This is a genomic window from Actinopolymorpha sp. NPDC004070 (genome assembly GCF_040610475.1).
Taxonomy (GTDB): domain Bacteria; phylum Actinomycetota; class Actinomycetes; order Propionibacteriales; family Actinopolymorphaceae; genus Actinopolymorpha.
Window position 1 is genome coordinate 165,192 of record NZ_JBEXMJ010000006.1, and the last position, 22,672, is coordinate 187,863.

Below are 22,672 nucleotides of genomic sequence, written 5' to 3' on the forward strand. Positions count from 1 at the left end.
CTACTTTTCCGTACGCGGAACCTGCCGGATCAACCCCTCCTGGACCACGGAGGCGACCAGCGAGCCGTCCGGGGTGAACAGCCGCCCGGTGGCCAGGCCGCGCGAGTCCGCCGCCGACGGGGAGACCTGGTCGTAGAGCAGCCACTCGTCGGCCCGGAAGGCGCGGTGGAACCAGATCGCGTGGTCCAGCGAAACCGTCTGCAGGTCGGGCGCGCCGATGTGGGTGTCGTGCGGCACCAGGGTCGCGCCGAGCAGGGTGAGGTCGCTGGCGTACGCGAGCACGCAACTGTGCAGCACCGGGTCGTCGGGCAGGGTGCCCGCGGCCCGTAGCCACACCCGGGCCCGGGCAGGGTGCTCCGGATCAGCGGGCACCCCGCCACGTGCGGAGTCTCCGGCGTACCGCACGTCCAGCGCGGCCCACTCCTCGGCCCACGCGGCACTGGGCCGGCCGGACACCTTCTCCAGCACTTCGCCCAGGGTCGGGCACCGCTCCGGGTCGGGCACGTCCGGCATCGCGTCCTGGTGCTCGTAGCCGGGCTCGGGAACGTGGAACGAGGCCGACATGTAGAAGATCGTCCGGCCGTGCTGGCGCGCCACCACCCGCCGGGTGCTGAACGACCGGCCGTCGCGGGTGCACTCGACGTCGTAGACGATCGGCACGCTGGTGTCGCCCGGGCGCAGGAAGTACGCGTGCAGGGAGTGCACGGCCCGGTCGCGCCCCATGGTGCGGCTGGCCGCCACCAGGGCCTGGCCCGCGACCTGGCCGCCGAACACCCGCTGGAGCCTGGTTTCGGGCTGCCGGCCGCGGAAGAGGTTGTCCTCGATCTTCTCGAGGTCGAGCAGGTCGCGGAGTTCGTCGAGAGATCGGGGCACGGCCACATCGTGCCAGTTGGCCGAGCCGTGTCCCCACCTCGGGCGGACGCCGCCTGTCCGTTGGTCGGACCGGTGGTGGGTGCGAGGGCCGCGGTGACCGCACGCGCCGCGGCCCGTGCCGGCGCTGGATGGGCTCAGCGAGGCTCGGAGTCGACGGCCGCCGTCAGCTGCCGGACGCGCTCGCGCAGGTCGGCGAAGTGGTCGCGCATGGCCCGGCGCGACTGCGCCGGGTCGCCCGACCGGAGCGCCTCCACCACCCGGCGGTGCCCCTGGACCACCCGCACCCGGTCGACCGGCGCCTGTTCCAGCTCCTCGGCCACCTGGTGGTAGATGTCCCAGAACACCGAGATCAGCTGGATGGCGAGCACGTTGGCCACCGGCGCGTACAACGCCTCATGGAAACGCCGGTCGGCGACGGCGAGATCACCCTCCGCCATCGCCTCGACCGCGCGGTCGAGGGACGCGAGCAGGGCCTCGTCGACCGTGCCGGCGACCTGTTCGATCAGGCCGAGCTCGAGCAGTTCGCGTACCTCCACCAGGTCGGCGAGGGCGCCGGGATCGTCGCGCACCCGCAGGCGGGTACGGAACAGCAGGCCCGGCGTCACCGCGGTCAGCGGCGCGCTTCCCACGAACGTGCCGTAGCCGTGCCGGATGTCCACGATGCCGAGCGTGTGCAACGCCCGCAGGGCTTCCCGCACGGAGTTGCGGCTCACGCCCAGCGTGTCGACCAGGGCCGGCTCGGCCGGGAGTGGCGAACCGGCCGGCAGGCCCTGCTCGAGAATCAGGTCGACGATGCGTTCCTCCAGGTGCCGGCCCCGCCGGGGCCGGCGAACGTGCGCGTCCCGCCGCCCGTCCTGGCCGTGCTCGCCGCCACGGCTGGGTCGATCGCTGGGCCGATCGCTGGGCCGGTCGTTGTCCGCCATGGAGTGCACGCCTTTCGGATCGGGACGAACCTCGGCTAGCGTAACGCTGGATCATCAGACATCCCATGTCCCATGTCTCAGGAGTGCCGTGCCCGCTCAGCCCGCCCAGCCCGAACAGTCGCCCCGCGCTGTCACCGGGGGCGTGATCCCGCCGGTGTGCACCCCGCTCACCCCGGACCGCGAACTCGACCTCGCGTCCCTCGAACGCCTCTGCGGCTTCCTGCTCGAGGCCGGCGTGGCCGGGCTCTTCGTGGGCGGGTCGACGGGCGAGACGGCCTACCTCACCGACGACCGCCGCGCCCGGGTGCTGTCCGCGGTCGTGGAGATCGTCGCCGGCCAGGTCCCGGTGGTCGCCGGCACCATCGACCTGACCACCGACCGGGTGCTCGCCCACGCCCGCACCGCGGCCCGGCTCGGCGCCGATGCCCTGGTCGCCACCGCGCCGTTCTACGCACCCACCCACCCGGCCGAGATCGCGGTCCACTTCCGGGCCGTCCGGGAGGCGGTGGACCTGCCCCTGCTGGCGTACGACATCCCGAGCGCGGTGCACACCAAGCTGCCCACCGACCTGGTGGCCGAACTCGCGGCGGACGGCGTACTCAGCGGGCTGAAGGACTCCAGCGGCGACGTCGACGGGTTCCGGGCCGCATGCGGTGCCACCGCGCGGGTGCCGGGATTCGCGGCGTTCACCGGCTCGGAGACCCACGCCGACCTCGCCCTGCTGGCCGGCGGTGCCGGGATCGTCCCCGGCCTCGGCAACGTCGACCCGCACGGGTACGTCCGGCTGTACGACGCCGCCCGCCGCGGCGACTGGGCCGCCGCCACCGCCGAGCAGGAACGCCTCCGCGCGCTGTTCGGGATGATCGGCGTCGGCGACCCGGCCCGGATGGGGCGCTACTCCGCAGCGATCGGCGCGTTCAAGGCGGCGCTGGTCCACCGCGGCGTGCTCGCCTCCGGCACCACGAGCCGGCCGATGATCGGGCTGGACGCCACCGAGAAGGCCGCCGTGCTCGGCCACCTCGAACGCGCCGGCCTGTGCTGACCGGGACGACCGCGGTGGAGGACACGGCGCAGGACGCGGTGGAGGGCGCGACGGTGTTCGAGGCCGGGACCGACGGCTACCACACGTACCGGATCCCGGCGCTCGTGCTCGCCGGCGACGGGACGCTGCTGGCGTTCGCCGAGGGCCGTCGGGACGGCACCGGCGACGCCGGCCGGATCGACCTCGTACTCCGCCGGTCGGCCGACGCTGGCCGCACGTGGGGCCCGCTCAGGGTGGTCGGCGCCGGCGACGATCTCACCGTCGGAAACCCCTGCCCGGTGGTGGATCCGGCCACCGGCGACGTCGTTCTGCTCAGCACCTGCGCGGCCGCGGACGCCAGCGAGGAACGCATCCTCGCCGGTCGCGTCGGCCCGCGGGAGGGCCGCCGGGTGCGCGTCCAGCGCAGTACCGACGCGGGCCGGACGTGGAGCGCGCCGGCCGACGTCACCGGGACGACGAAGCGCCCGGACTGGCGGTGGTACGCCACCGGCCCGGGACACGGGGTGGCGCTGCGGACGGGCGAGTTCGCCGGCCGGCTGGTCGTACCCGCCAACCACTCCGCGCCCGGCACCGGCTACGGCGGGCACCTGTTGCTCAGCGACGACGGCGGCCTCTCGTGGCGGATCGGGGCCGTCGACCCGGGTGGTTCTCTCGGCGCCTCGGGCACCGGGGAGATCAGGCCGAACGAGACGGCCGCCGCCGAGCTCCCCGACGGCAGGGTCTACGCCGCCACCCGCAACCAGGCCGCTGGGAGCCGCGGTGGCGGCGGTGGCGGTGGCGGTGGCGGTGGCGGCCCGGCGACCCGGGCGCACGCGTGGAGCTCGTCCGGTGGGGAGGAGTTCGACCGGCCGTACTCCCAGGTGACGGGGCTGGTCGCGCCGGTCGTGCAGTGCTCGGTGCTGGCGTGTTCGGCACCTGGTGCCGACGATGCCGGTGACGGGCGGCCGGGCCTGCTGGTGTTCTCCGGTCCGGACGACGTACGCGAGCGGCGCAACCTCACCTTGCGGGTGAGCGCCGACGCGGGCCGCACCTGGGCGCGTTCGGCGGTGGTCTGGCCCGGGCCGGCGGCCTACTCCGACCTCGCCCTCCTCGGCAGCGGCGCAGCCACCGGGTCAGACAGCGGCGCGGACACCGGCACCGACACCGGGCGCGCCGAGATCGGGGTGCTGCACGAGGCGGGCGAGCGGTCGGCGTACGAACGCATCAGGTTCGTCCGCGTGCCGGTCCGGGCCCTGTGACGGTCCACGCCCGGGCGGGACTCAGGCCGTGGCGACCGGGCTGCCCGGTGTGAGGCCCTCCGGGGTCAACGCGCCGTCACCGAACACCAGGGAGTACTCCTCGCGGCCCTTCGTGTGCTTCGTGCGCGCGTCCATGTAGCAGACACTGAAGGCGCGGCGGGGAATGTCGGTGGTGTTGACGTCGGAGGAGTGCACCAGCCAGTTGTGCAGGAGGACGGCCTCCCCCGGCTGGAGTTCGAGGTGGTGCACCTTCTCCGGCAGGCAGTGCTCCTTCGCCTGCTCCTCGGTGAGGAAGCCGGACCCGTGCTCGGGGTTGATCAGGCCCTGCTTGTGGCTGCCCGGGATCACCTGGACGCAGCCGTTGGCGACCGTGGCCGGGTCCAGCGCGGTCCACACCGTGATCAGCGGGTCGCGGTCGAGGAACGCCCAGCGGTCCTGGTGCCACGGCAGGAAGGTGCCCTGGCGGGCCGGCTTGTTCATGAACATCGCCCGGAACGCCGAGACCGGAATGTCGCCGTAGGTCTGCCGGCAGATCTCCTCGAACAACGGCCGCCGGAGGTAGGACAGGAACAGCGGGTCGAACTCGAGGTCCTGGATCTTGCGGTAGTCCAGCGTCGCGCCCTTCCAGCCCTTGGACTGCTTCCCGGCGTCGGCGTAGGCGCCGTTGCGGCTGTCGAGCTGCATGAGCAGCCGGTCGTAGTCGATCGCGGCCCGGCCGAGCATGATGTCGTCGATCCGGTCACGCAGTCCGGACAGGTCCTCGTCGGACAGGACGCGGCCGAGGACCACGTAGCCGTTCTCGTCGTAGAAGTCCCACTGCTCGGGGGTGACGGTCGTGACCAGGCCAGTCGTTGCGGTCATTGCTCTCCTTGGCTTAGTTCCGGCTCTCCGGCTTCTCCGGCAACTTCCGTCACGCTAGGCCCGGGGCACGCACGGCGGAATGGATGCGGTGAATGCCGGGATGGACAATCTGAACCTCGGCGCCCACCGACCGGCCGGAGCCGGCCACCGTTCAGCCGGACTGGCTCACCGGGTCCAGGAGGCGGCGGTACTCCGACGGGCTGCGGCCGAACCGCGACCGGAACGCCCGGCTGAAGTAGTACGGGTCGTCGTAACCGACCTCGCGGGCGACCGCCCTGATCGTCAACTGCCGGTCGGTCAGCATGGTGGCCGCCCGGTCCAGCCGCAACCGGGTGAGGTACTGCAGCGGGGTGACGCCGAGCACCCGGCCGAAGACGCGGTTCAGATGCTGCCCGCTGAACCCGGACCTGCCGGCCAGGTCGTCCAGCGTGGTCCGCCGTCCGATCCGTTCGGTGAGCTCGTCCAGCACCCAGGCGACCACCGGGTCGACCGGGCGGGGCCGCAGCAGGCCGAGTTCGGCGTCGTGCACCAGCAGTTCCAGCGTGACCAGCTGAGCCCAGGCGGGCAGCGTGAGCCGGGTCAGCCGGGGGTCGCGGTCCCACTCGGCGATCGCCGAACGCAGGTGCCCGGCCAGCCGGGTGCCGGGCCGCACCGAACGGACACGGGGCGGGCGCAGCAGGTCGAAGACGTCCTGGCCGCCGGCCAGCGAGGCCTCCACGTGCAGCGAGCCGAGCACCACGCGCCGGCTCATCGGCGCGGCGTGGTGCGGCACGCCGGGCGGGACGACCAGCAGGTCGCCGGCGGCGAGCGGAACGGGTTCGTCGCCGAGGACCCAGGTCACCCTGCCCTGCCGCACGAAGATCAGGTTGTAGTCGGGCACGGTCCGCCGTTCGAGCGTGTAGCCGTTGTCGCGGACCTGCCGTGAGCCCATGGCCCCCACGGCCCGGATCTGCGCGTTCGCGAGTACGAAGTCCAGCAGCGGCGGGGTGACGCGCGGATCGTCCGGGTCGCGTTCCTCGCGCGGGTCCGGCGATCCGGGCGCGTCGTGTGGGTCGTCCCCGGGGCTCATACGGCGATCGTCCCTCGCCGCCGGCCGCGACGGACTCCGGGCCCGGGGGTGGTCGGTGGTTGACTGGACGGCGTCGAGTGCGAGGAGAAGCCGATGTGCCGAAGCATCAAGACCCTGCGGGCGCCGTACGTCGAGTCCGCCACGTCCACCGACGTGCACGCCGCCGCGCTGCAGTACGTCCGGAAGATCTCCGGGTTCCGCGCCCCGGCCGCCCACAACGCCGAGGCCTTCGACGCCGCGGTGGAGGCGGTCGCCAAGGCCACCCAGGACCTGCTGGACGGGCTGGTCGTCCGCGGCCGGGTCTGAGCCGGGGCCCGAGGGTTCCGGATCACCGGATCACCGCCCGCCGGGCGCCTCGCCGCCGAAGGACTCGGCACCGGACTCCTCGGCACCGGACTCCTCGGCTCCGAACTCCTCGGCTCCGAACTCCTCGGCTCCGAACTCCTCGGCTCCGAACTCCTCGGCTCCGAACGTCTGGGCACCGAACTCCTCGATCCGCGCCCGGGCCGGCATGGAGGTGCTCGCGCCCTCATGTCCCACCGACAGCGCGGCCGCGGCGGTCGCCCATCGCAGAGCCTGTTCCATCGGCCGGCCCTCGCCGAGCGCGACCGCCAGCGTCCCCACGAAGGTGTCGCCGGCCGCTGTGGTGTCGCGTGCCCGCACCGACGGTGCGGGCACGTGCGCGCCCGCTCCGTCCCGGCGCAGCCACCGGGCCCCGTCGGCGCCGAGGGTGACCACGACCTCGGGGACGACCTCGGCCAGTGCCCGCGCGGCGGACTCCACGTCGTCCTTCCCGGTCAGCAGCCGCGCCTCCGGCTCGTTGGGCACCAGCAGGTCGACGTACTCCAGCAGGTCCGCCGGCAACGGCTGGGCGGGCGCCGGCGTCAGGACGACCCTGACACCGCGCTCCCGCGCCGCCTTCGCGCCGGTGAGCACCGCGTCCAGCGGCAACTCCAGCTGGAGCAGCAGGAGCTGCGCACCGGTGAGCGCCTCGTCCAGGCCTGCGGCCGGGCCGTGGACCGTGCCGTTCGCGCCGGGCACGACCACGATCGAGTTGTCGCCGCCGTCCTCGACCAGGATGTGTGCCGTGCCCGTGGTCTCGGCCACCTCCGCCAGCGCACTGGTGTCCACGCCGGCGTCGTCGAGCACCGCCCGCAACTGCCGGCCGTAGGGGTCGTCGCCGACCGACCCGACCATCGTGACGTCGGCGCCGGCGCGCGCGGCCGCGATCGCCTGGTTGGCGCCCTTGCCGCCGGGCACGGTGACGAACCGCCGGCCGGCGACCGTCTCCCCCAGCTCCGGCGCGCGTTCGGCGAACACCACCAGGTCCATGTTGGCGCTGCCGAGCACGCACACCCGGGCCCTGCCCATCCGGCCTCCCCGCGCGACCACAGCCGGTCGCATCACTGCCGAGCCTTGCCGCTCGCCGTCGGTGCCCACCATTCTGGTGGTGGCACCCGCGGCGGGAAACCCGCGCGTCCGGGAGTGCCCGTCTCTTTGGCCAACGGAGGAGCCGACATGGCGACCGCCTCGACCACCTCGTCCCTCGCGACCGCGGAGCTGCCGCCGCTGCGCGCCCAGGACCGCACGCTGCAGCCGAGTCCGGACGCGCTCGGACCGTTGCGGCGTTCCGACGACGCAGTGAACGACCCGGACGAGCTCTGGCGCCGGCTGGACACCGACGGCTATCTGTACCTCCCCGGATATCTCGACCGCGAGGAGGTGCTCGCCGCCCGTCGCGACATCGCGACCTCGCTGGCGGGTGAGGGCATCCTGGACCCCGAAGCCGACCCGATGCTCGCCGTGCCCGGTCCGAGCCAGCACAACCGCATCTTCGACGACCTCGCCAAGGCGAGCGAACCGCTGTCGCGGGTGCTGTACGCGGGCGCGATGGTCCGGCTGTACGAGCGGCTGTACGGCGAGCCGGTACGCCACTACGACTACACCTGGCTGCGGGCCGTCCGCCCGGGCCGTGGCACCGCACCGCACGGCGACAGCGTGTTCATGAACCGCGGTACACCGAACCTTCTCACCGCGTGGGTCCCGCTCGGCGACGTCGACCTGCGGCTCGGCGGGCTGATGCTGCTGGAGGGGTCGAACCGGCTGGAGAGCGTACGCCGGGACTACCACACCCGCGACGTCGACGCCTACTGCGAGAACGACGAGGACGCGGCCGAGCTGGCGCGGGAAGGGCGCTGGGGGTGGAACGGCGTCTTCTCCCCCGACCCGGTGGCGCTGCGCGCCGACCTCGGCCTGCGCTGGGTCACCGGGGAGTACGCCGCGGGCGACGTGGTGACGTTCCCGATGTACACGCTGCACGGAAGCCTGGACAACACCTCGACCCGCGTGCGGCTCTCCTGCGACCTGCGGTACCAACGGGCGACCGAGCCGGCCGACCCGCGCTGGGTGGGTGCGAGCCCGACCGCGCACGGAGCGGCCAGCAAGCGCGGCCTGATCTGCTGAGGCGGCCCACCCCGCTGAGCGACTCGCCCTGACGTGGCTCTCAGCCGCGCTCGGCGGCCTGGTCGGCGCCGAGCTCGCGCGGCGCCTGCGGGAAGTGCATCCGGGCGTGGGAGGCGATCCGGTGCATCAGCATCGCGTCGAAGGCGCCGCCGACGACGCCACCCACCACCGGCACCCCGCGGCCCAGCCGGGCGAGGCTCTTCTGGCCGACCTGAGCGAACAGCCGGAACGCCACCGCCTTGTTGACCATCATCAGCGCCGCCGGGGACACACCCTGCAGGGCGGCCGCGGCGATGCCGTTCACGCCGATCCCGGCCCTGGACAGCACCGTGCTGGAGTCGTTGCCGGTGAGGGTGAGGAGCACGGTCGTACGGACCGCGTCGTGGCTGATGTCGTGGCCGCGTACCGCGGCGATCGCCGCGACCATCCGGGTGGCGACGACGTAGAAGCCCACCACGTTGGCCGAGAGGGCGACCGGAAGGGTCAGAAAGCCGCCCAGACCGGTGACGAACCCGCCGGCCGCGGCGAGCCTGGTGTGCATGGCGACGATCCGGTCGATGGCCTGCTCCGGGTCGTCGCTGGCGGCCAGCGCCCGCTCCGCGGCCTTGCTCGCCGAGGCGAGGTCGCCGCCGCCGTCGATGCCGGCACGCATGAGATAGCCGACCGCGACGTCGGAGGCCTTGCCGGCAGCGCTGTTCCTGAGGAGCTTCACAGCTCCCGAGTATGCCTGATCGCCGTAGCATCGCCAGTCGGCCGCGTTCGCGGCACCCTCACGAGCCGCCGGTGGACGATTCCTCCCTGTTCCGCCCCCTTTCCTCCCGTTCGGCCCCGTCCGGGCGGATGTCGGCGCCGACCGCGATGATGAGCGCATGGGTTCTCCGTCCTGGACCGCCGACCACATACCCGGCCTCACCGGCCGCACCGCCGTGGTGACCGGAGCAAACGCCGGCCTCGGCTACCACGTCGCGCTCGAGCTCGCGCGATACGGCGCCACCGTGGTGCTGGCCTGCCGTGACCCCCGGCGCGGTGAGGCAGCGCTGGCCCGGATCCGGCGCGAGCTCGCCCGCCCCGACGTCGAGCTGCGCCCCCTCGACCTGGGTGACCTGGGCAGCGTGCGCGCGTTCGCGACCGACGTGACCGCCGCGCACCCGGTGCTCGACCTGCTGATCAACAACGCGGGCATCATGGCGCTACCGCGCGCGCTCACCGCGGACGGGTTCGAGCAGCAGCTGGGCGTCAACCACCTGGGACACTTCGCGCTGACCGGACTGCTGTTCACCGCGCTCAGCGCCGCCGATGAGCCGCGGGTGGTCACCGTCTCCAGCCAGGCACACGCGATGGGCACCATCGACTTCGACGACCTGATGGCCGAACACCGGTACGGCCCCTGGCGGGCCTACGGCCAGAGCAAGCTGGCCAACCTGCTGTTCGCGTTCGAGCTGCAGCGCCGGGCCGACCGGGCGAGCATGCCGCTGACCAGCGTGGCCACCCATCCCGGGTACGCCGCCACCAACCTGCAGAACGCCGCCGCGCAGGCCCGCCGCCGGGCCTGGGTGCGGCACGCGAGCGCGGCGGTCACCCGAATGGTCGCCCAGCCCGCCGCCCAGGGCGCGCTGACCACGCTGTACGCCGCGACGATGCCTGACGTGCGCGGCGGGGAGTTCTTCGGCCCGGACTCCTTCGGCGGCTCCCGCGGGCATCCGACCAGGGTGAAGGCGACCGCGAAGGCCTACGACCCCGAGACCGCGGCCCGGTTGTGGGAGCGCTCGGAGGAGCTCACCGGCGTCACGTTCGGCGAGCTGGATTCGTCGCCGTGAACAATAGACGCACCATGACTCTCCCCGGCACAATTCCTTCGAAACACCGTCGCCCGAGGGGGTTTCCGTGGTCCACCAGTACGGGTTCACCGAGTCGTCCGACGAGTCTTCCGAGCAGTCCACCCAGTCCTCCGCCCAGTCCTCCGCAGGCAGCCATGGTCCGCTGCGGCGGCGAGCGGTCTCCCGCCGCGGCGTACTCGGTGGAGGGCTGTCCGCCGCGTTCGCCACCGCGTCCGGGGGATTCCCGCTCGGTGCCTCCCCCGCGGCGGCGGCCACGGCGACCGGAACGACGACGCGCACCGCCGCCGGCTGCCCGGCGCCCGATCCGGGCGTGCCCAAGCGGCAGTTCCGTGCCGTGTGGATCGCGAGCGTGGCCAACATCGACTGGCCCTCCCGTCCCGGGCTCAGCGTCACCGAGCAGCAGGCCGAATACCGCGCCCTGCTCGACGACGCCGAACGCAACCGGTTCAACGCGGTCGTGGTCCAGATCCGGCCCACCGCCGACGCGTTCTGGCCCTCGCCGTACGAACCCTGGTCCTCCTGGCTCACCGGCACCCAGGGACGCGACCCCGGCTACGACCCGCTGGAGTTCGCGGTCCGGGAGGCGCACGCACGCAACCTGGAGTTCCACGGGTGGTTCAATCCCTACCGCGTGAGCATGGGGACCGACCCGTCCGTCCTCACTCCCGACCATCCCGCCCGGGTGCATCCGGACTGGATCGTGTCCTACGGCGGAAAGCTCTACTACAACCCCGGCATCCCGGAGGTCCGGCGGTTCTGCGAGGACGCGATCATGGACGCGGTGCGGAGGTACGACCTCGACGGCGTCCACTTCGACGACTACTTCTACCCCTATCCGGTGGGCACGACGCCGTTCGGCGACGACGCGACGTACGAGCAGTACGGCGACGGCTTCGCCGACAAGGCGTCCTGGCGGCGGAACAACATCGACCTGCTGATCCAGGAGCTTGGCAGCCGGATCAAGGACGCCAAGCCGTGGGTGAAGTTCGGCGTCAGCCCGTTCGCGGTCTGGCGCAACCAGGCCACCGACCCCGAGGGCTCGGCCACCACGGCGGGAGTACAGACCTACGACGACCTCGCGGCCGACACCCGTAAGTGGGTGCGTGAGGAGTGGATCGACTACATCGTCCCGCAGGTGTACTGGAGCATCGGTTTCGCGCCGGCCGACTACGCCGTGCTGGTTCCCTGGTGGTCGGAGCAGGTCGCGGGCACCGACGTGCAGCTCTTCATCGGCCAGGCCACCTACAAGGTCGGCACGTCCACCCAGTCACCGGAGTGGTCCGACCCGGACGAGATGAGCCGGCACCTCACCTTCAACCGCGAGTACCCGCAGGTGCTCGGCGACGTGTACTTCAGCGCCAAGGACGTACGGGCCAACCGGCTGGACCACATGGACATCGTGCGTGCCGAGCACTACTCCCGGCCCGCGCTGGTTCCGGTGGCCGAGCAGCTGGGCGGGCACGCCCCCGCCCGGCCGTTGCTGGCCGCCGCCGAGCCGGTCGCGGACGGGATCCGGCTGACCTGGGTGGCCCGTCCGCCGGACGAGCCTGCGCCCACCTCGTACGCCGTCTACCGGTTCGACGGGCGAGGCCCGGTGGACGCCTGCGATCTCGCCGACGCCCACGGCCTGGTGGCGACGGTCCGCGACACCGGAACGGGACGGCAGACCTTCCTGGACTCCACGGCGAGTAAGGGGCAGACCTATACCTACGTCGTCACCGCGCTCGACCGGATCCAGCACGAGAGCGAGCCGAGCCGCAGCCGCACGGTCCGGCGCTGACCTGGCTTCCCGAACGGCCGGTGGCCGGCCGCGTGGATCACGCGGCCGGCCACCGGGACGGCGTATCTGACCGAAGGCTCGGCGTCGAGCCGGGCGAGCCGCGTCGATCTGACGCGGCGGCTCGACCGGGGCTACCTTCCCTGGAGCAGACGCGGACCCATCGGTCCGCTCGTCGGCTCAGAGGATGACTTCGCCCCGGCTCACCCGGGCACGCAGCTGCTGAAGGGCCTCCTCCAGGATCTGGCGGGCCTCCTCGTCGCTGCGGCGTTCCTTCACGTAGGCCAGGTGGGTCTTGTACGGCTCGTTGCGCGGCACCGGCGGCGGGTTGCCGGAGTCGACGCTGGCCGGCAGACCGCAGCGGGGGCAGTCCCAGGAGTCCGGAATCTGCGCCTCGATCGCGAAGCTCGGCCGGGTCTCGTGCCCGTTGGCGCACCAGTAGGTGACGCGGCGGCGTGGAGCGGTGTCACCCCGCTCGGCCTCTCCCATCGGACCGGCACCGACCCGGCTTCCTCGAATGGCGCTGCCACTTGCCACGGACGATCTCCCTCGTACGGAATGACTGACGTGCCGACCGATGGATGGATGCTGACATCGGCGTTATATCGGATTCGAGGAAACGGTCGGGCGTTACGTCGATGGTCTGGGTCTGGTGAATCCGGTGGAACTGCGAAGCCTGGCTGGAATCGGGTGTGAGGAGACTAGCTGAACTTGAGCAACAAACCGAGCGCCACGATGCAGGCGAACCAGATGATGCCCATACCGACCGTGATGCGGTCGAGGTTGCGCTCGGCGATGGAGGAGCCACCCAGGCTCGACGTCACCCCTCCACCGAACAGGTCGGACAAACCGCCGCCCCGCCCTTTGTGGAGCAAGACCAGCAGCACGAGCACGAGGCTCGTGAGGATCAACAGGATCGAAAGCGCGGTGACCACGTTCCGGTGAACCCCTTTGTCAGACGGCGCCGATTGTCAGCCGAGCCGATGACCGGCTCTCTTCGAGGAAACCAGACTACGACACACCTGGGCAGGTTGCCGCCCCCGGCACCGCCCGGGTGTTTTGCGCGGGGCACGTGCGGTGACAAGCGCGCCTTGCCTACGCGGCCCGGCCCTCAGCCGACCGGCGTCTCGGCGGCCCGGGCCGAGCGCACCTCGCGTTCGCGGATCGCGTGCTCGTCGGTGCGGTCGTCGTACCTCCAGAAGTCGTGCAGCCAGGCCGCCACCAGCCCCACGCCGAGGACGCACAGTGCGCCACCGCTCACGATCGCGGTCCGCACGCCGGTCGCGTCGGCGACCAGGCCGGCGCGCGCCTCACCCCCGAGCGGCCCGATGGAGTACGACAGCATCTCGATCCCGGCGAGGCGTCCCCGGCGTTCGTCGGGGATGGTCTGGTTCCAGATCACGCTCCGGAACAGCCCGCTCACCATGTCGGCCGCCCCGGCGACCGCGAGGGCCACCACGGCGAGCCACACCGACGGGGACATCCCGGCGAGCACCACCGCCGCGCCCCAGGTCGCGGCCGCGAGGACCACCGCGCGGCCGTGGTGGTGCACCCGCGCCACCCATCCGCTGGTCGCGGTGGCCAGCAGCGACCCGACGGTGCCGGCGGAGTACAGCAGGCCGAGCGCGGCGGGCTCACGCAGCACGTCGGCGGCGAACGCCGGGAACAGCACGGTCGGCATCGCCAGGAACATCGCGGTGAGGTCGACGATGTAGGTGCCGAGCAGGTCACGGCGGCGTACGGCATAGGCCAGGCCGTCACCGATCTCGCGTACGGTCGCCGCGATTCCGGAGCTGATCACCTTCGCCACCGGCGGACAGGGCCGCAGACCGGCGAAGATCGCGGTGGCCACGGCCAGTCCCGCCACGTCCACGGCGTACGCCCAGGCCGCTCCCCCGGACGCCAGGATCAGCCCGCCGAGCGTGGGACCGGCCAGCATGCTGACCTGGATGCCGATGGAGCTCAGGGCGACCGCGGCCGGAAGCTGGTCGTGGCCGACCACCCGAGGCACCAGCGCCTCCCGGCTCGGCCGCTGCAGTGCCTGGGCCACGGCGAGCAGCGCGCCCACGGCGTAGATCACCGGCACCGACGGATGGTCCAGGGCCGCGTTGGCGAGGAGCACGGAGGTGAGCAGGCACTGTCCGAGGCCGGTGCCGACGAGGACCTTGCGCCGGTCCGCGCGGTCGGCCAGCGCGCCGCCGTACAACCCGCACACGACCAGTGGGACCAGCTGCCCCAGGCCGAGCGCGCCGACGGCGAAGTTGGAGCCGGTGAGGTGGTAGAGCTGGTACGGCAGCGCGACGTAGCTGACCATGCCGCCCAGGTAGAACACCGTCCCGGCGATCCACAGCAGGCGGAAGTCGCGCGAGGTGCGCAGCGGGGTGAGATCGGGCCACAGCGCGGTGAGTCGGCGGCGCCAGCCCGTGGGACCCCGCCCACCCGGTGCCGCCTCGGTGGGACGAGGACCTGTCACGAGGTGCCATTCTGCGGTCTGCGCCCACCGCTTGCCACCGGGATTCGGTGCGCTGGCCGATGCCAGCCAGGCGCGTGGACGGGTCGTCACCTGCGGTGTCCCGCCTGCTGGCAGGCTGGACCCGTGCAGCCGGAGCGCGACTCCGCTGACCGCCGGGTTCGAGTTCGAGGAAGTCCGAGAAGTTCGAGGAGAGGGACGAGCCGATGAGTGTCGACGCACGTGCCGGGCAGCCCGCCGAGGAATCCGACCTCGTGGACGTCGCCCACCTGGTCACCGCCTATTACGCCGGCCACCCCGACGCCGGGGTCGCGGACCAGCAGGTGTCCTTCGGTACGTCCGGCCACCGCGGGTCGAGCCTTTCGCTGTCGTTCAACGACGACCACATCGCCGCGGTCAGCCAGGCCATCTGCGAGCACCGCGCCAACGCAGGCGTCACCGGTCCGCTGTTCCTCGCCCGGGACACCCACGCCCTGTCCGAACCGGCGTGGACCACCGCGCTGGAGGTGTTCGCGGCCAACGACGTGACCGTGCTGATCGACGCCCGCGACGGCTACACCCCGACGCCGGCGCTCTCGCACGCGATCCTCACCTACAACCGCGGCCGCACCGACGGCCTGGCCGACGGCGTGGTCGTGACCCCGTCGCACAATCCCCCCGCGGACGGCGGGTTCAAGTACAACCCGCCGAACGGCGGGCCGGCCGACACCGACGTCACGAAGTGGATCCAGAACCGCGCGAACGAGATCGTCGGCGCCGGGCTGTCCGGCGTGCGCCGGATCCCGTTCGCCCGGGCGCGCGCCGCCGACACCACCGACCGGTACGACTTCCTGGACGCGTACGTGCGCGACCTCCCGGCTGTCGTGGACCTCGCCGCGGTCCGGTCGGCGGGGGTGCGGATCGGCGCGGACCCGCTGGGCGGGGCGAGCGTCGCCTATTGGGGCGAGATCGGTGACCGGTACGGCCTGGACCTCACCGTGGTCAACCCGGTCGCGGACCCGACGTGGCGCTTCATGACGCTGGACTGGGACGGCAAGATCCGGATGGACTGCTCCTCCCCGCACGCGATGGCCTCACTGATCGGCAAGCGTGAGGCGTACCAGATCGCCACCGGCAACGACGCCGACGCCGACCGGCACGGCATCGTCACCCCCGACGGCGGGCTGATGAACCCCAACCACTACCTCGCGGTGGCGATCTCCTACCTGTTCGGCCACCGCGACCGCTGGCCCGGCGGAGCGGCCGTCGGCAAGACGCTGGTCAGCTCGTCGATGATCGACCTGGTGGCCCGCGACCTCGGCCGCACCCTGCTGGAGGTCCCGGTGGGCTTCAAGTGGTTCGTGCCGGGCCTGCTCGACGGCTCGGTGGGCTTCGGTGGCGAGGAGAGCGCCGGTGCGTCGTTCCTGCGTACCGACGGCTCGGTCTGGACGACCGACAAGGACGGCATCATCCTGGCCCTGCTCGCCTCGGAGATCCAGGCGGTCACCGGCCGCTCCCCCAGCGAGCACTACGCCGACCTGACGGCGAGGTTCGGCGACCCGGCGTACGCCCGGGTGGACGCACCCGCCGACCGCGAGCAGAAGGCGGCCCTCGGCAAGCTCGCGCCCGAGCAGGTCACCGCCACCGAGCTCGCCGGCGAGGAGATCACCGCCAAGCTCACCAGTGCGCCGGGCAACGACGCGCCGATCGGCGGCCTGAAGGTGACGACGCGCAGTGCGTGGTTCGCCGCCCGGCCCTCCGGCACCGAGGACGTCTACAAGATCTACGCCGAGTCGTTCCAGGGACCCGAGCACCTGGCCGAGGTGCAGAAGGAGGCGCGCGCGGTCGTCGACGCCGTCCTCGAGGGCGCCTGACCGAACGCGCCGACGGGAAGGACCCGAGCGTCCAACGGCGTTGACACCACGTCGGCCGTGGTGTCAACGCCCGTGGACGCAGGCCGCGAACAGGACAGGCAGGTGGCGAAGTGCACGGTGAGTACAAGGTGCCGGGCGGCAAGCTGGTGGTGGTCGACCTCGACGTCGCCGACGGCATGCTGGCGAACGTCCGGGTCAGCGGGGACTTCTTCCTCGAACCCGACGAGGCGCTGGACGCGATCAACGCGGCCCTGACCGGACTTCCGTCCACCGCCGACACGAGGGTGCTGGCCGAACGCGTGGACGCCGGGCTCGGACCCGACGCCGTACTCCTCGGCTTCTCCGCCCAGGCGGTGGCGATCGCGGTCCGCCGCGCTCTGGCCCGGGCCACCGAGTGGCACGACCACGACTGGCACCTGGTCCACGAGGGCCCGCAGGATCCGGCCATGCACATGGCCGTCGACGAGGTGCTGGCCGTGGACGTCGCCGCCGGGCGCCGCCCGCCCACCCTGCGGATCTGGGAGTGGGCGAAGCCCTGCGTGGTGATCGGCAGCTTCCAGTCGCTGCGCAACGAGATCGACGCCGAGGGCGCGCGGCGGCACGGCATCGAGGTGGTCCGGCGGATCAGCGGTGGCGGCGCGATGTTCATCGAGCCGGGCAACACCATCACCTACTCGTTGTACGCACCCACCTCGCTCATCGACGGGATGTCGTTCGCCGACTCCTACGCCTACCTCGACGACTGGGTGCTCGGTGCGTTCAACGAGGACCTCGGCGTCCGCGCGTGGTACCAGCCGCTCAACGACATCACCTCCGATGGCGGGAAGATCGGCGGTGCGGCCCAGAAGCGGCTGACCACCGGAGCCGTCCTCCACCACGTGACGATGGCGTACGACATCGACGCCGACAAGATGCTGGAGGTCCTGCGGATCGGCCGGGAGAAGCTGTCCGACAAGGGCACGGCCAGCGCGGGCAAGCGGGTGGACCCGCTGCGGCGCCAGACCGGGCTGCCGCGGGAGGAGATCGTCGACCGGATGGTCGCGCACTTCCGCCGGCGCTACGGCCTTGTCAACGACTCCTTGACGGCGGCCGAGCAGGACGCCGCGGCCGCCCTGGTGGCGACGAAGTTCGGCACCGCCGAATGGACGGCACGCATCCCCTGACGGCCACTCTCGAGGTCTTCGCCGCCGCGGCGGACGCAGGGCACCGGCGACCCGCGCCGGGGCTCACCGACGCCTGCACATGTCCGAACGGTGTCCGGTCGGTGCGGAAAGAACGTCCGATTCCGGAAGCACACGTAACCAAGCTTCACACAGCGGACCTTTCGTGAAAGATGATGTTGGTCCGTACGGGGGACTTTTCTTGCAGTCGAGCGTTCCTCCTGGGCGGACCGACCACCAATGACAGGGGAGGACCGCACCATATGAAGCTTCGAAGCGCAATCGCCGCGACGTCTCTGGTCGCAGCCGGCGGGATCGCGTTCGCGATGCCGGCCAACGCCGACCTGGTGACCAGCTGCGTCGGCGAGGGCGGTGCCGTCACCGTTCCGGGCGACCTGGTTGTTCCGGCAGGCAAGGCCTGCTGGCTCAACGGCACCACCGTCGAGGGCAACGTGCGGGTCGGGGCCGGTGCCGACCTGATCGTGGAAGGTGTGACGTTCAAGGGATCCGTCAACGTGGCGGCGGACGCCTACATCGACACCACCGACTCCACCATCATCAGGAACGTCACGGCCAACAACGCTTTCGGTTCGTACTTCTACGGCAGCAACGTCGGTGGCGCGGTCAACGCCACGGCCCCGGAGGGTTCTGAGAACGACGGGTTCGTCTACGCCGTCGACTCCAAGGTCACCGGGCGCGTCAACGCCGCCGTCCCGGGCGAGGTCGTTCTGGACGGCGCTCAGGTCGGTGGCGCTCTCATCGGCCAGGGCACGCGGTACGTGGACGTGTACAACTCCACGGTCGGCGGCAAGCTCACGGTCGCCGGCAACGAGGAGGGCTCGGTCTTCTGCGAGAGCGAGGTCTACGGGGACGCCAGCTACACCGGCAACTCCAAGACCCTGCAGCTGGGCGCCGACGGGCCGCTGGCTCCGTGCTCCGGCGCCAGCTACTGGGGCGGCAACGTGGACATCTCCAACAACACCGCGACCGTCGTGGTGAGCAACAACATCGTGCGCGGCAACCTGTCCGGTACCGGGAACGACCCGGCGCCGACCGGTGAGAACAACCGCGTCCGTGGCACCGTGTCGGGTCAGTTCGAGGACCTGCAGGCTCCGGCCGCCATGCGGATGGCCGCGCCGCAGGACCGCAAGGCCGACCTGTCCGGTGAGGTCAAGGAGCGTCGTGCCGACGCGCAGGCCGAGGCCGAGGCGGCCGGCAAGGCGAAGCTGTGACGGTTGCCCCGTACGACACGGCGGAGCAACGACTGACCCGCGGAAGTGCCTGAAATAACAGCAGGTTCAGCCAGCAGGAGCCGTCACGTCGACGGTGAGACGCGGTGGCCGGGTCCGGTGGGCCCGGCCACCGCTCGCGTTCCGGGCGGGAACCGTTGGTGGGGGGCATTGGGACGGTTGGGACGGTCACGGCGCCAGGGCGGCCTCGACCATCTCGACGAGTCGATCGGCCGCACCCGAGGTGTCGTAGTCGTCGTCGTGCAGCCGCTCGGAGACGATGGCGTCGACGGCGCCGCCGACGATGATCGCCAGCGTCCGCGAGTCGGCGTCGCCGCGACCGCGGGCCCGCGCGGCGACGTCGAGGAGCCGGGCCAGCGGACGCCGGCGTTCCTCGGCCGACTGCTCCACACCGCCGTGGCTGACCGCCTCGACGATCATCCGGGTGTGGCGCGGATGATCGTGCATATGACCGATCATCGACCGGATGTAGGCCGCCGGAGCCGCGAGCTCCCCGGCGGCTTCCGTAGCGGCGGCCACCTCGGCGGTGAGTGCACGGAGCACCTGCTCGTACGCGGCCCGCACGAGGGCGTCCTTGGTCGCGAAGTGGTACAGCACCGCCGGTTTCGTGATGCCGGCGGCCTCGGCGATTCCCGCGAGTGACGTGCCGGCATAGCCCTTCTCGGCGACCCGGTCGATCGTGATGTCGATCAGCTGCGCCCGGCGCGCCCGCTCGGTCAGCGTCAGCTCCCGGTCGTCGCGGTCCCCTGCTCGTCTCGTCGCCACAGCCGCCGAGCTTACCGTAGGGTATAAATATTTACCATGCGGTCAGGATACGGCGAATGACGAACACCGGCAGGCGGCGGCGCACAGGTTTCGCGCTGCTGGGCACAGCCCTCGGCGCGGTCGCGACCACGCTCTCCGTGCGATCCCGGTCCCGGGTGGGTCACTGGGACGGCGCCGAGGGACGGGCACGGTTCCGGTCCGCCTACGACGCGGCGTTCGCCGAGCTGCCCGAGCCGGCCCGGACGGTCGACGTACGCACCGACTACGGCGTCGTCCGCGTCTACCGCTTCGCCGGCACGGGAAACGCCAAGGCCCCGCTAGTCCTGCTTCCCGGACGGTCGTCGGGCTCCCCGGTGTGGGCCGGCAACCTGCCGTCGCTGCTCCGGCTCGGCGACGTCTACACCGTCGACCTGCTCGGCGAACCCGGGATGAGCGTTCAGGAACGCCCGATCGGCACCGACGCCGACCAGGCCGCCTGGCTCCACCAGACTCTCGACGCGCTGCCGGAGACGTCCTTCCACGTCGTCGGCCTGTCCATCGGGGGCTGGACCGCTGTCAACCTCGCCTTGCACCGACCCGAACACCTGGCCACCCTCACGCTGGTCGACCCGGTGTTCGTGTTCGCCGGGATGCCCGTGGCGACGATCCTCCGCTCCCTGCCGGCATCCCTGCCCTGGTTGCCGAAGTCCTGGCGGGACGGATTCAACTCCTACACTGCCGGTGGCGCCCCGGTCGAGGACGTCCCCGTCGCGGCCATGATCGAGGCCGGGATGCGGCACTACACGCTGAGGCTCCCGCAGCCCCGCCGGATCAGCGAGGAACGACTCGCCGCCCTCGACCTGCCGACGCTCGCGATCATCGCGGGCCGGTCGGTCATGCACGACCCCGAGGTCGCCGCCCGCACCGCGAGTCGAGCGCTCCGCCACGGCACGACCCGGGTCTACCCTGACGCCTCCCACGCCGTCAACGGTGAGTACCCCGACCTGATCGCCGCCGACATCGCGACCCTGATCAGCGCACAGGAAGGCCGGGACTCACCGTGAGGCAGGCCCGCTAGGTCCCAGTCCAGGAAGGGCGTTGCTTGGCCACGAACGCCGCGACGCCCGCGCGGAAGTCCGCGCTGTCGTAGACCCGGTGCACGAGGTCGGTGTCGTCCGGCACGCGCGCGGCCATGATCCGGCGTACGGCCTGCTTGGTGGCCCACATCGTCAGCGGCGCGTGCTCGACCAGCCGGGCGACCAGCACCTCGGCCTCGGCGTCGACGTCCTCGGGCTCGCAGACCTGCGACAGGAACCCCGCCGCCGCGACCTCGGTCTCGTCCAGCAGCCTTGCCCGTAACACCATGTCGAGCGTGCGGGCGGGCCCGAGGTTGTCCACCAGCAGCGCGACCGTGCGGGTGGACAGGCAGTTGCCGACGGTCCGCGCGATCGGTACGCCGAACCGCGCGCCGCGGGCGGCGATCCGCAGGTCGCACGACGCGGCGATGGCCAGGCCCGCGCCCACGCAGTAGCCGGTGAGCACCGCGACGGTCGGCACCCGTACACCGGACACCGTCTCCAGCAGGCGGGTCATCCGCTGCTCGTACGCCACTCCCGCGTCGCCGCCGGTGAACTCCCCGAACTGCCCGATGTCGGTGCCCGCGACGAACGCCTCGTCACCGGCCCCCCGCAGCACCATCACCCGGATCGAGGAGTCGGACTCGGCCCGGTCGCAGGCGGCCAGCAGCCCGTCGTACATCGCCCAGGTCATGGCGTTGCGCCGCGTGGGGCGGTTGAACGTCACCCGCAGCACCGGCCCGTCGCGCTCGACGAGCAGTTCGTCCGTGGCCTGCGTGGCTTCGGTGGCTCCCGTGTCGCTCACTCCGACCGTCCTTCCCGGTCCGGCCCGTCGCACCGCACCGCGCCGGCGGCTTCCAGTCGCTCGATCTCCGACATCGCGAATCCTGCCTCACGCAGGACCTCGCGGCTGTCGGCGCCCAGCGACGGCCCGGCCCGGCCGCGGACAGGCGGAGTGGCCGACATTCGCATCGGCGACCCGAGCTGGCGGACCGCGCCGAGCGTGGGGTGCGGCGCGTCCCAGTAGTAGTGCCGTTCCCCCAGGTGGTCGTCGGTGAACACCTCCGCGTAGTCCGCGATCGGCGCGCACGGAACACCCGCCTTCTCCAGTGCGCGCACGAGTTCGTCCGTCTGCCAACCCCGGGTTGCGCGCTGGATCACAGGAGTCAGTTCGGACCGCAGCAGTTGGCGCTGGTAGGCGTCGGCGAGGCGCGGGTCGTCGGCCAGTTCGCCGAGGCCCAGTACGGCGCAGGCCGCCACCCAGGTGCGTGGTGTGACGGCGCCGAACGTGACCCAGCCGTCGGCGGTCGCGAACGCCTGGTAGGGCGCGGTGCTCTGGTGCGCCGAGCCCAGCCGGCCGCCGACCTCACCGGTGGCGAAGTACCTTCCCGCCTCCCAGATGCCCATCGACACCGCCGACTCGAACAGCGACACGTCGACGTGCTGCCCCGCCCCGCTGTGGTCCCGGGACCGCAGCGCGGCCACCGCGGCCAGCGCGGCGTACAGACCGCAGGTGAGGTCGCACAACGGCACGCCCACCTTGGCCGGCGGGCCGTCCGGCTCCCCCGTGATGCTCATCAGCCCCGCCCGTGCCTGCGCCATCACGTCCAGGCCGGGCAGGCTCGCGCGCGGACCGTCCTGCCCCCACCCCGACAGCGACACGTACACCAGCCGCGGGTTGACCGCCCGCACACTCTCGTAGTCGAAGCCGAGCGCGTCCATCGCGCCGGGGCGGAGGTTCTGCAGGAACACGTCGGCTGTCGCGAGCAGCCGTGTCAACACCGCCTTGCCGTCGGGGTGCTTGAGGTCGACGGCCACCGAACGCTTGTTGCGGTTGAGCCGGACGAACGCCGACCCCTCCCCCTGCAGGTACGGCCCGACCTGGCGGGCCGGGTCTCCCCTGCCGGGAGGCTCCACCTTCACCACGTCGGCACCGAGATCGGCGAGTTGCATCCCGGCGAACGGCGCGGCCATGAAGACGCCGACCTCCACCACCCGTACGCCCGAAAGGCTTCCCTGGTCCATGTGCGCGATC

At 72.1% G+C, this 22,672-nt stretch carries 22 protein-coding genes; 10 read left to right on the forward strand and 12 right to left on the reverse strand.

From position 1 onward, the window contains the following. Positions 1-873 carry an acyl-CoA thioesterase II gene (gene tesB, locus ABZV93_RS13290; protein ID WP_354934380.1) on the reverse strand — a complete coding sequence of 291 codons (873 nt, stop codon included), beginning with the start codon at positions 871-873 and terminating at the stop codon, positions 1-3. 134 nt (positions 874-1,007) lie between these two features. Next, entirely contained in the window at positions 1,008-1,796 is a 789-nt protein-coding gene (locus ABZV93_RS13295; protein WP_354934382.1) for a FadR/GntR family transcriptional regulator, read from the reverse strand. An 88-nt stretch (positions 1,797-1,884) separates the two neighbouring features. On the opposite strand from ABZV93_RS13295, the gene ABZV93_RS13300 reads away from it, so the two are divergent. Further along, complete coding sequence (locus tag ABZV93_RS13300) at positions 1,885-2,838, forward strand: dihydrodipicolinate synthase family protein (RefSeq protein WP_354934385.1); 954 nt, start codon at positions 1,885-1,887, stop codon at positions 2,836-2,838. 14 nt (positions 2,839-2,852) lie between these two features. Then, on the forward strand, positions 2,853-4,076 hold the full coding sequence (locus ABZV93_RS13305) for a sialidase family protein (protein ID WP_354934388.1): 1,224 nt from the start codon (positions 2,853-2,855) through the stop codon (positions 4,074-4,076). A gap of 21 nt (positions 4,077-4,097) precedes the next feature. On the opposite strand, the gene ABZV93_RS13310 is transcribed toward ABZV93_RS13305, so the two are convergent. Beyond that, positions 4,098-4,937 carry a phytanoyl-CoA dioxygenase family protein gene (locus ABZV93_RS13310; RefSeq protein ID WP_354934391.1) on the reverse strand — a complete coding sequence of 280 codons (840 nt, stop codon included), beginning with the start codon at positions 4,935-4,937 and terminating at the stop codon, positions 4,098-4,100. 151 nt (positions 4,938-5,088) lie between these two features. Further along, positions 5,089-6,006, reverse strand: a complete 918-nt coding sequence (locus tag ABZV93_RS13315) for an AraC family transcriptional regulator (RefSeq protein ID WP_354934393.1) — start codon at positions 6,004-6,006, stop codon at positions 5,089-5,091. Between the two features lie 93 nt (positions 6,007-6,099). Here ABZV93_RS13315 and ABZV93_RS13320 point away from each other — a divergent pair, with 93 nt between their 5' ends. After that, entirely contained in the window at positions 6,100-6,312 is a 213-nt protein-coding gene (locus ABZV93_RS13320) for a DUF2277 domain-containing protein (protein WP_354934395.1), read from the forward strand. 30 nt (positions 6,313-6,342) lie between these two features. Here the strand turns inward: ABZV93_RS13320 and rbsK are convergent, their stop codons facing one another. Beyond that, positions 6,343-7,377, reverse strand: coding sequence for a ribokinase (gene rbsK / locus ABZV93_RS13325; RefSeq protein ID WP_354934398.1), 1,035 nt, complete (start codon positions 7,375-7,377; stop codon positions 6,343-6,345). A 147-nt stretch (positions 7,378-7,524) separates the two neighbouring features. On the opposite strand from rbsK, the gene ABZV93_RS13330 reads away from it, so the two are divergent. Further along, a complete protein-coding gene (locus tag ABZV93_RS13330; RefSeq protein WP_354934401.1) occupies positions 7,525-8,469 on the forward strand; it encodes a phytanoyl-CoA dioxygenase family protein in 945 nt (314 codons plus the stop codon). Positions 8,470-8,509: 40 nt separating this feature from the next. Here ABZV93_RS13330 and ABZV93_RS13335 read toward each other — a convergent pair whose 3' ends face one another. After that, positions 8,510-9,181, reverse strand: coding sequence for an EcsC family protein (locus ABZV93_RS13335; RefSeq protein ID WP_354934404.1), 672 nt, complete (start codon positions 9,179-9,181; stop codon positions 8,510-8,512). Between the two features lie 157 nt (positions 9,182-9,338). Between ABZV93_RS13335 and ABZV93_RS13340 the strand changes: the two genes are divergently transcribed. Both ABZV93_RS13340 and ABZV93_RS13345 read left to right on the forward strand, forming a co-directional pair. Continuing rightward, positions 9,339-10,286 carry an oxidoreductase gene (locus tag ABZV93_RS13340; protein ID WP_354934407.1) on the forward strand — a complete coding sequence of 316 codons (948 nt, stop codon included), beginning with the start codon at positions 9,339-9,341 and terminating at the stop codon, positions 10,284-10,286. A gap of 67 nt (positions 10,287-10,353) precedes the next feature. Next, a complete protein-coding gene (locus ABZV93_RS13345; RefSeq protein ID WP_354934410.1) occupies positions 10,354-12,087 on the forward strand; it encodes a family 10 glycosylhydrolase in 1,734 nt (577 codons plus the stop codon). Between the two features lie 177 nt (positions 12,088-12,264). On the opposite strand, the gene ABZV93_RS13350 is transcribed toward ABZV93_RS13345, so the two are convergent. The 3 genes from ABZV93_RS13350 to ABZV93_RS13360 form a co-directional block, all read right to left on the reverse strand. Beyond that, entirely contained in the window at positions 12,265-12,621 is a 357-nt protein-coding gene (locus ABZV93_RS13350; RefSeq protein WP_354934413.1) for an RNA polymerase-binding protein RbpA, read from the reverse strand. A 164-nt stretch (positions 12,622-12,785) separates the two neighbouring features. Continuing rightward, the gene (secG, locus tag ABZV93_RS13355) at positions 12,786-13,019 is read right to left on the reverse strand and encodes a preprotein translocase subunit SecG (protein WP_092655586.1); all 234 of its coding nucleotides are present in this window, start codon (positions 13,017-13,019) and stop codon (positions 12,786-12,788) included. Positions 13,020-13,195: 176 nt separating this feature from the next. Further along, positions 13,196-14,557, reverse strand: coding sequence for an MFS transporter (locus ABZV93_RS13360; RefSeq protein ID WP_354934416.1), 1,362 nt, complete (start codon positions 14,555-14,557; stop codon positions 13,196-13,198). Positions 14,558-14,760: 203 nt separating this feature from the next. Here ABZV93_RS13360 and pgm point away from each other — a divergent pair, with 203 nt between their 5' ends. The 3 genes from pgm (at position 14,761) to ABZV93_RS13375 (ending at position 18,799) form a co-directional block, all read left to right on the forward strand. Further along, a complete protein-coding gene (pgm, locus tag ABZV93_RS13365; protein ID WP_354934419.1) occupies positions 14,761-16,407 on the forward strand; it encodes a phosphoglucomutase (alpha-D-glucose-1,6-bisphosphate-dependent) in 1,647 nt (548 codons plus the stop codon). Between the two features lie 110 nt (positions 16,408-16,517). Further along, complete coding sequence (locus ABZV93_RS13370) at positions 16,518-17,570, forward strand: lipoate--protein ligase family protein (protein ID WP_354934422.1); 1,053 nt, start codon at positions 16,518-16,520, stop codon at positions 17,568-17,570. Between the two features lie 260 nt (positions 17,571-17,830). Next, entirely contained in the window at positions 17,831-18,799 is a 969-nt protein-coding gene (locus tag ABZV93_RS13375; protein ID WP_354934424.1) for a hypothetical protein, read from the forward strand. Between the two features lie 186 nt (positions 18,800-18,985). On the opposite strand, the gene ABZV93_RS13380 is transcribed toward ABZV93_RS13375, so the two are convergent. Further along, on the reverse strand, positions 18,986-19,582 hold the full coding sequence (locus ABZV93_RS13380; protein ID WP_354934427.1) for a TetR/AcrR family transcriptional regulator: 597 nt from the start codon (positions 19,580-19,582) through the stop codon (positions 18,986-18,988). Positions 19,583-19,638: 56 nt separating this feature from the next. Here ABZV93_RS13380 and ABZV93_RS13385 point away from each other — a divergent pair, with 56 nt between their 5' ends. Then, positions 19,639-20,625 (forward strand): alpha/beta hydrolase, encoded by a 987-nt coding sequence (locus tag ABZV93_RS13385; RefSeq protein ID WP_354934430.1) that lies wholly within the window; start codon positions 19,639-19,641, stop codon positions 20,623-20,625. Positions 20,626-20,635: 10 nt separating this feature from the next. Here ABZV93_RS13385 and ABZV93_RS13390 read toward each other — a convergent pair whose 3' ends face one another. Together ABZV93_RS13390 and ABZV93_RS13395 are read right to left on the reverse strand one after the other, a co-directional pair. Continuing rightward, positions 20,636-21,442 (reverse strand): enoyl-CoA hydratase/isomerase family protein, encoded by an 807-nt coding sequence (locus tag ABZV93_RS13390; RefSeq protein WP_354934433.1) that lies wholly within the window; start codon positions 21,440-21,442, stop codon positions 20,636-20,638. Beyond that, on the reverse strand, positions 21,439-22,662 hold the full coding sequence (locus tag ABZV93_RS13395) for a CoA transferase (protein WP_354934436.1): 1,224 nt from the start codon (positions 22,660-22,662) through the stop codon (positions 21,439-21,441). The genes ABZV93_RS13390 and ABZV93_RS13395 overlap by 4 nt, the downstream gene beginning before the upstream one ends. Positions 22,663-22,672 lie beyond the last annotated feature (10 nt).

What these genes read in the sequence shown, in the direction of transcription:
- ABZV93_RS13295 (WP_354934382.1), bottom strand. Translation starts at nt 1,796, where the DNA reads ATGGCGGACAACGACCGGCCCAGCGATCGGCCCAGCGATCGACCCAGC.
- ABZV93_RS13310 (WP_354934391.1), bottom strand. Translation starts at nt 4,937, where the DNA reads ATGACCGCAACGACTGGCCTGGTCACGACCGTCACCCCCGAGCAGTGG.
- ABZV93_RS13315 (WP_354934393.1), bottom strand. Translation starts at nt 6,006, where the DNA reads ATGAGCCCCGGGGACGACCCACACGACGCGCCCGGATCGCCGGACCCG.
- ABZV93_RS13320 (WP_354934395.1), top strand. Translation starts at nt 6,100, where the DNA reads ATGTGCCGAAGCATCAAGACCCTGCGGGCGCCGTACGTCGAGTCCGCC.
- rbsK (WP_354934398.1), bottom strand. Translation starts at nt 7,377, where the DNA reads ATGGGCAGGGCCCGGGTGTGCGTGCTCGGCAGCGCCAACATGGACCTG.
- ABZV93_RS13330 (WP_354934401.1), top strand. Translation starts at nt 7,525, where the DNA reads ATGGCGACCGCCTCGACCACCTCGTCCCTCGCGACCGCGGAGCTGCCG.
- ABZV93_RS13340 (WP_354934407.1), top strand. Translation starts at nt 9,339, where the DNA reads ATGGGTTCTCCGTCCTGGACCGCCGACCACATACCCGGCCTCACCGGC.
- pgm (WP_354934419.1), top strand. Translation starts at nt 14,761, where the DNA reads ATGAGTGTCGACGCACGTGCCGGGCAGCCCGCCGAGGAATCCGACCTC.
- ABZV93_RS13375 (WP_354934424.1), top strand. Translation starts at nt 17,831, where the DNA reads ATGAAGCTTCGAAGCGCAATCGCCGCGACGTCTCTGGTCGCAGCCGGC.
- ABZV93_RS13385 (WP_354934430.1), top strand. Translation starts at nt 19,639, where the DNA reads ATGACGAACACCGGCAGGCGGCGGCGCACAGGTTTCGCGCTGCTGGGC.
- ABZV93_RS13395 (WP_354934436.1), bottom strand. Translation starts at nt 22,662, where the DNA reads ATGGACCAGGGAAGCCTTTCGGGCGTACGGGTGGTGGAGGTCGGCGTC.